The 7,206-nt window shown below is 68.6% G+C and carries 4 protein-coding genes; 3 read left to right on the top strand and 1 reads right to left on the bottom strand.

The features are described from left to right. Window positions 1-326: 326 nt before the first annotated feature. Window positions 327-1,160: an inositol monophosphatase family protein gene (locus QZ483_RS11615; protein WP_297084153.1), complete on the bottom strand. Its 834-nt coding sequence runs from the start codon at window positions 1,158-1,160 to the stop codon at window positions 327-329. 323 nt (window positions 1,161-1,483) lie between these two features. Between QZ483_RS11615 and topA the strand changes: the two genes are divergently transcribed. The 3 genes from topA to QZ483_RS11600 form a co-directional block, all read left to right on the top strand. After that, window positions 1,484-4,144, top strand: a complete 2,661-nt coding sequence (gene topA, locus QZ483_RS11610; RefSeq protein WP_297084151.1) for a type I DNA topoisomerase — start codon at window positions 1,484-1,486, stop codon at window positions 4,142-4,144. 153 nt (window positions 4,145-4,297) lie between these two features. Next, a complete protein-coding gene (locus QZ483_RS11605) occupies window positions 4,298-5,314 on the top strand; it encodes a LacI family DNA-binding transcriptional regulator (protein ID WP_297084149.1) in 1,017 nt (338 codons plus the stop codon). 101 nt (window positions 5,315-5,415) lie between these two features. Then, window positions 5,416-7,206 (top strand): alpha-amylase family protein (locus tag QZ483_RS11600; RefSeq protein WP_297084147.1); only part of this gene is annotated, 1,791 nt, incomplete at its 3' end.

The raw sequence follows: 7,206 nt of genomic DNA, 5'->3' as shown, positions 1-7,206 counted from the left end.
ACGCAGACCGGCGTGCTGGACGCCGGACTCGCCGGTGAACTCTCAGAGACGGGGCCCGCGCACACCGCGCTGGCTCTGGGGGCTGCGGCGGCACTCGCCGCCGTGGGGGGCCTGCTGGTGCTGGCACGACGCTTCGGCGCGTAGCCCGCGACCAGTGGACGCGGCCTGATGGCGGTCGCGGACGGCCCTCGGCGGATCACCGCCGGGGGCCGTCGTGACGCCGGCGTTCGGATCCCCACCCATCCGGCACTCAGCGACCCCTTTCTGGTCCGCCAGCGCCATGTCCGGCACTCAGCGACTCCGGACGAGCCGCAAGGAGGTGTGCGCTAGAACTGCACGCCGGCGCGCGCGCGGATCGCCTCTGCGAGCAGGTCCCACTCGGACTCGCGCGCCACAAGGAACGGCCGGCCGGGATCGCCGGGGCGGTAGTCGGTGCCGTCCAGATGGCGCGCTGCGAAGCCGGCCGCGCGCACGATCGCCGCGCCCGGGGCGTGGTCCCAGGGCTTGGCCCGGAAGTAGAGAAGGAAGTCGGCGTCGCCGTTGAGCAGGTCCCAATAGTCCCACCCGGCACACATGCGCGGCGGGGTGAGCTCGGCGACGTCCTCAGCCAGCCCGGCCAACCCCTCCGAGATCCCGCCGGGCGCGAAGCGCAGCACCGCCATGCCGCGCAGCTCGGACAGGGGGCGCACACGCTCGTCGCCCACGAGGCCCGCGGACCTGACGCGCCCGTTGGCCGCGGTCACGGTCGCCTCGCCGCCCACCTCGCCGTGGATCATGTCGCCGGTCTCGGGGTGGAGGATCCAGCCGGCCTGGGCCTCACCGTCCTCGACCCGCGCGACCATCACTGCGTACTCGACCTTGCCGTGGGCGAAATTCCAGGTGCCGTCGACGGGATCCACGGTCCACGCGGCCGCGACCGCGCCCAGCACGTCCGGCAGCGACGGGTCGTGCTCCGAGGCCTCCTCGCCCACCACGGGGATGTCCTCGATCGCGGCGAGCAGGGGAGTGAGCGCACGCTCGGCCTCCACGTCCGCGATGGTCACGAGGTCATCGGGGTGGCTCTTGGAGGAGACCTCTCCCTCCGCGAGCGATCGGAAGCGGGGCCGGATGATCGCGTCGGCGACGTCCCGCATGGCCTGGTCCACGTCAGTTGGGTTCACCTCCCCATCCTGACACCCGCGCATGGCGAGCGTGTGAACACAAGGTCCCCGCGCATCGGCTGACCGGGCTGCGCCCCAGCAGTCGCTGAGTGCTCGGTTCTCGCCGATTGTGGGCACTCAGCGACTGCTGGGACGCACAGGCGACGGAAGGCGACCCGAACGGGACGTCACGACGGGCGACACCCCGACCGCCGCATCGGCCCGCCCTACGGGCGCCCCCCGACAGCGTTCGACACGGTGCCACCCATATGTATTCTGTGAGCGTCTCGCCCCAGGAGCATGGACCAGCCCCGAGACGCCAAGCCACGAAAGCAGGACGCCGCATGACCCACAAGCTCGTGATCGTCGAGTCGCCCACCAAGTCGAAGACCATCGGCGGGTACCTTGGCGACGACTTCGAGGTGGTGTCCTCGATCGGCCACATCCGCGACCTGCCCGCGCCGTCCGACCTCCCGGCCGACCAGAAGAAGGGCCGTTTCGGCAAGTACGCCGTCGACGTGGAGTCCGACTTCGAGCCGTTCTACGTGGTGTCGCCGGACAAGAAGAAGACCGTCGCCGAGCTCAAGCGAGCGCTCAAAGGCGCCGACGAGCTCTACCTCGCGACAGATGAGGACCGCGAGGGAGAGGCCATCGCCTGGCACCTGCTCGAGGTCCTCAAGCCCAAGGTGCCGGTCAAGCGCCTGGCGTTCCACGAGATCACCCGCGAGGGAATCGAGCGCGCGCTGGCCGCCCCCCGCGAGATCGACATGGAGCTCGTGGAGGCGCAGGAGACGCGCCGCATCCTGGACCGCCTGTACGGCTGGGACATGTCGGACGTCATGCGCCGCAAGGTGGGGCAGGGCTCGTCCGCTGGCCGCGTGCAGTCCGTCGCGCTGCGCCTGATCGTGGACCGCGAGCGGGAGCGTATGGCGTTCCAGTCCGCGGAGTACTGGGATCTCACCGCCCGCTTCACGGCCACGGCGGGGGCCGATGCGGGGGTGTCCTTCGTGGGCCGTCTCACCAAGGTGGACGGCAAGCGGGTTGCAGCGGGCAAGGACTTCGACGACCGCGGCGTGCTGACCTCCGACAAGGCGCACCATGTGACGGCCGGCGAGGCCGCGGCGCTGGTGTCCGGGCTGGCCCACGCGGACTTCGCGATCGCGGATGTCACCCCCAAGCCGTACAAGAAGCGTCCGGCCGCGCCGTTCATCACGTCCTCGCTGATCCAGGAGTCCAGCCGCAAACTCGGGCTGGGCGCGCGCCAGGCGATGGGTGTCGCGCAGGCCCTCTACCAGCAGGGCTTCATCACCTATATGCGTTCCGACTCGCCGTCGCTGTCGAGCGAGGCGATCCGCGCGGCACGCAAGCAGGCGATCGACCTATTCGGTGCGGATGCGGTGCCGAGCTCGCCCCGCATCTACGCGTCGGGTGACTCGAATGCCCAGGAGGCGCACGAGGCGATCCGCCCCGCGGGCGACACCTTCCGCACGCCGGACTCGCTGCGCACGCAGCTGCGCGGCGACGAGTTCCGCATGTACGAGATGATCTGGAAGCGCACCCTGGCCTCCCAGATGGCCGATGCGGTGGGCACCACCTCGACCATCACGGTGGGGGCGAAGAGCTCGGCCGGGCACGCGGTGGAGTTCTCGAAGTCCGGCACCATCCTGACGGCGCCGGGCTTCCGGGCGCTGTACATCGAGTCCCGCGAGGCGGCCCGGTACGAGGACGAGGCCGGCAAGCAGCCCTCCGAGGGCGACGAGCGCCTGCCGCAGGTCACCGTCGGGGACGGCGTGGACGCCGCCGACCTCGAGCCGCTGTCGCACTCGACCGCGCCGCCGCCCCGCTTCACCCAGGGCTCCATGATCAAGGAGCTCGAGGACCGCAAGCTGGGGCGCCCGTCGACCTACGCGTCGACCGTGGACGTCATCATCAATCGCGACTACGTCCGCATCGACAAGAAGCAGCTGGTTCCCACCTGGCTCGCGTTCTCGATCGTGGGCCTGCTCGAGGAGCACTTCCCCACGCTGGTGGACTACGGCTTCACGGCGGAGATGGAGGCGGGCCTGGACCGCATCGCCTCCGGCGAGCGGTCGATGAAGGACTGGCTGCGCGAGTTCTACTTCGGCGGGCCAGGCGCCCCCACGGAGGGCCTGCGCGAGCTGCTCGACAATCTGGGCGAGATCGATGCCCGGGCCGTGAACACGTTCGAGATCGGTGACGGCATCGCGGCGCGCAACGGACGCTACGGCCCCTACATCGAGAGGGACAAGGACGGCGAGCAGCAGCGCGCCTCCATCCCGGAAGATCTCGCTCCCGACGAGCTCACGGTCGCCAAGGCCGAGGAGCTGTTCACGAACCAGGGCGGCGACGAGCGGGAGCTGGGCGTGAACCCCGCCTCCGGGTTCCCGGTGGTCGCCAAGGGCGGACGCTACGGGCCGTACGTGACCGAGGTACTGCCCGAGGACGCCAAGGGCAAGCCCAAGACCGCGTCGCTGTTCAAGGACATGCAGCTCGAGACCGTGACCCTCGAGGACGCGCTGAAGCTCATGAGCCTGCCGCGCGTCGTGGGTGTGGATCCCGCGGACGACACCGAGATCACCGCGCAGAACGGGCGCTACGGCCCGTACCTCAAAAAGGGCACGGACTCGCGCACCATCGAGTCCGAGGCGCAGCTGCTCACCATCACCCTCGACGAGGCCTTGGCGATCTACGCGCAGCCCAAGCGCGGCCGCGGCCGCCAGGCGGCGCCGCCGCTCAAGGAGCTGGGCACGGATCCGGTGAGCGAGAAGCCCATCGTCATCAAGGCCGGCCGCTTTGGCGAGTACATCACCGACGGCGAGACCAACGTGACCATCCCGCGCGACGAGACCGTCGACGGCATGACCCCCGAGCGCGCGGTCGAGCTGCTCGCGGAGAAGCGCGCCAAGGGCCCGGCCAAGAAGCGCAAGCCTGCGGCCCGCAAGGCGCCGGCCAAGAAGAGGGCCGCGCCCAAGAAGAAGGCCTAGGTCGAGTCACGACTCGGCGGCGGCTTGCCCAGTGCTCGATGTCGGACGTGGCGGGATAGTTCCGGCCCCGGCAGGGAGTGGCGTCACTGTCCAACCTGAAGGGCAGATTGACGCGCCACCATGCTAGATTGTTTGCGTTAACGAAGGTGAGACATGCCCGCAAACCACTTCGGGAAGCCGACGATGGCCGATGTCGCACGGCTCGCGCAGGTGTCTGCGCAGACCGTGTCACGCGTCATCAACGACTATGAGTTCGTCAAGGACGACACTCGAGAGCGGGTGCTGCGCGCCGTCGAGCAGCTGAATTACCGGCCCAACGTGGCTGCCCGAACGCTTGCCAACCGCAAGTCCCGGACCATCGGAGTCGTCGCGACGGACTATCACAGCTATGGGCCGGCGGCCACGCTGTCGAGCGTCGAGGCGGCCGCTCGTAGCCACGGCTACGGCGTGTCCGTGATGAGCCTGAGCAGGTACGACTCGAGGTCCGTGTCCGACGGACTCGCGCAACTGACCAGTCAAGGCGTTGACGGCGTGATTTTCATTGCGCCCCAGTCTCGCGACATACACACGCTCCTGAACTCCTTCGACGGAGTACCCGTGGTGACCTACCGAGGGTTCGATGACGGGCATACGACACCGGTGACGTTCGACTCGGTCGAAGGATCACGCCTGGCAGTCCGTCACCTGATCGAGTTCGGCCATGAACGCATTGTCCACCTGTCGGGGCCATCATCGTTTGGCGTCGCCCATTCGCGCACCGTCGGGTGGCTGCGCGAGATGGCCGCCGCGGGCCTCGCCACGGTGGATCCGGTCCCTGGTGACTGGACGCCTGGCGGCGGATACGCCGCTGGAGTGGAGCTGTTGAAACGCTGCCCAGACGCTACCGCCGCGTACGTTGCGAACGACCACATGGCGCTTGGGCTCATGCTGGCACTCCACCGCGCCGGGAGGCGCGTGCCCGACGACTTCTCGGTCGTAGGCTTCGATGACATCCCGGAGGCCGCCTATACGATCCCCCCGCTGACGACCATGCGGCAGGACTTCTCGGACCTGGGCAGCCGGCTCCTCCAGGCGCTTCTCGAGGAACTTGACGGCAGCTCAGACGGTGCACCCGTCCACTTGGTGCCAGATCTGATTGCGCGCGAGTCGACGGCGCGCCCCGCCGGCTGACCGCACGATGCGCACGCTTGATCGAGGTCCTGTTGACAACATGATTGTTTGCGATAACAATGGTTGCACGATGTACCGATGACACGAAGGAGTGTCCACGCATGCACCCGCTCGTCAGCGACTCGGTCGCACTCGGGGTCGCCTACTACCCGGAGTACCTCCGGGAGCAGCGTCTGGAGGCAGACCTTGACCTGATGCTCGACGCGGGCATCAGCGCGATCCGCGTCGGCGAGTCGGTGTGGTCGACCTGGGAGCCTTCCGACGGGAACTTCGAACTCGACTGGCTCGAGCCGGTTCTGGACGCCGCCGACGTTCGGGGCATTCGGGCGATCCTCGGCACTCCTACCTACGCGGTGCCCATGTGGCTGGCGCAGGCGCACCCCGAGATCGCCGCCGAGCGCGCGAGCGGGCAGCGCGTGCCGTGGGGCGCGCGTCAAGAGGTGGAGACGGGCCATCCCATCTTCCGGACGTACGCCGAGCGCTTGATCCGAGCGGTCGTCGGCCGCTACGCCGAGCACCCCGCCGTGATCGGGTTCCAGGTCGACAACGAACCCGGGGAGCACCTTCCCCACAACGACCATGTGTTCGCGGGGTTCGTCGACCACCTGCGCGTGCAGTACCCCGACATCGATGATCTCAACGCTGCGTGGAACCTGGCCCATTGGTCGCATCGGCTGACCGATCACGCACAGCTCTGGCGCCCCGACGGCAACCATGTGCCGCAGTACGACCTCGAGTGGCGTCGCTACCAGGCAAGCCGGACGACCGAATACATTGCCTGGCAGAAGGCGATCGTCGCCGACTACGCACGGCCCCGGCACTTCATCACCACGTGCGTCGACCGCATGCGGCCCGGGGTCGACGAGCGCGGTCTTGCGCGCGCCACCGATACCACGAGCGCGAACTTGTACGTGGCGATGCAGAGCCACATCCAAGCAGGGCGCGGCGGTTCGCCGGACTTTCCTCCATCCGGCGCGTGGGCACCCTTCTACCTCGCGGATCGAGCCTGGAGCATGGGTGCCCGCCCGTTCCTTGTCGCAGAGACGAATGCGGGAACCATCGGGCACCCGTGGTTCAACCAGCCTCCGCACGACGGACAGTGGCGCTCGGTCGCCTACGCCATGATCGCGCGCGGGGCCCGGGCGATCTCTTACTGGAACTGGCACTCCATGCATGGCTCCTGGGAGATGTACTGGCACGGGCTGCTGCCACACAGCCTCGAGCCAGGGCGGGTCTACAACAACGTCGCCGCGCTCGGGGCTGAGCTCCGTGGCCTCGGCGAGCACCTTGAGGGACTCACCCCCGATGCGACCGTCGCACTGGTGGTGTCGACTGACAGCCAATGGTTGTGGGAGTTTCAGCCGCCGATTCCCGACGGATCCCAGGAGCCGGGCAAGCAGGGTGAGCCTTCCCGCGCTGCCTACGAGGAACTCGTCTACCGGGTCTACGCCGGCGCACAGCGTGTGGGAGCTCAGGTGCGGATCGTCCACGACACCGATCTTGAGGCGATGGGAGCGTCGGAGCTTCTTGAACGGTACCCGCTCGTGGTGGCCGTCTCGCCCGTCGTCGCCTCAGACGCGCTCACCTCGCTCCTGCGCACCTATGTTGCCCGCGGCGGCCATCTGGTCGCGACGCCTCGCAGCTTTGCGACCGATGAGACAGGGTGCCCGCGCATCGAGCGCCAGCCGTCAGGCTTCGCGCACGACGCCGGACTGCGGGTGGATGAAGCGACGAACATTCAGCAACCAGTGGCTGTCTCAGGGGAACTCGAGGGAGCCGCCGAGCAGCTTCTCGAGTACGTGTCACCCGACGGTGCGGACGTCATCGCTGCGTACGCGGACCCCGAATGGAGGCATTGGGCGGCCGTCACCACTCGCGCGGTGGGAGAGGGT

It is taken from the genome of uncultured Demequina sp., from assembly GCF_913055775.1.
Taxonomy (GTDB): domain Bacteria; phylum Actinomycetota; class Actinomycetes; order Actinomycetales; family Demequinaceae; genus Demequina.
This window is presented reverse-complemented; position numbering and strand designations above follow the sequence as displayed.

Bases quoted from the DNA above. Each gene is read 5' to 3' on its own strand.
- topA (WP_297084151.1), top strand. From the start codon at position 1,484: ATGACCCACAAGCTCGTGATCGTCGAGTCGCCCACCAAGTCGAAGACC.
- QZ483_RS11605 (WP_297084149.1), top strand. From the start codon at position 4,298: ATGCCCGCAAACCACTTCGGGAAGCCGACGATGGCCGATGTCGCACGG.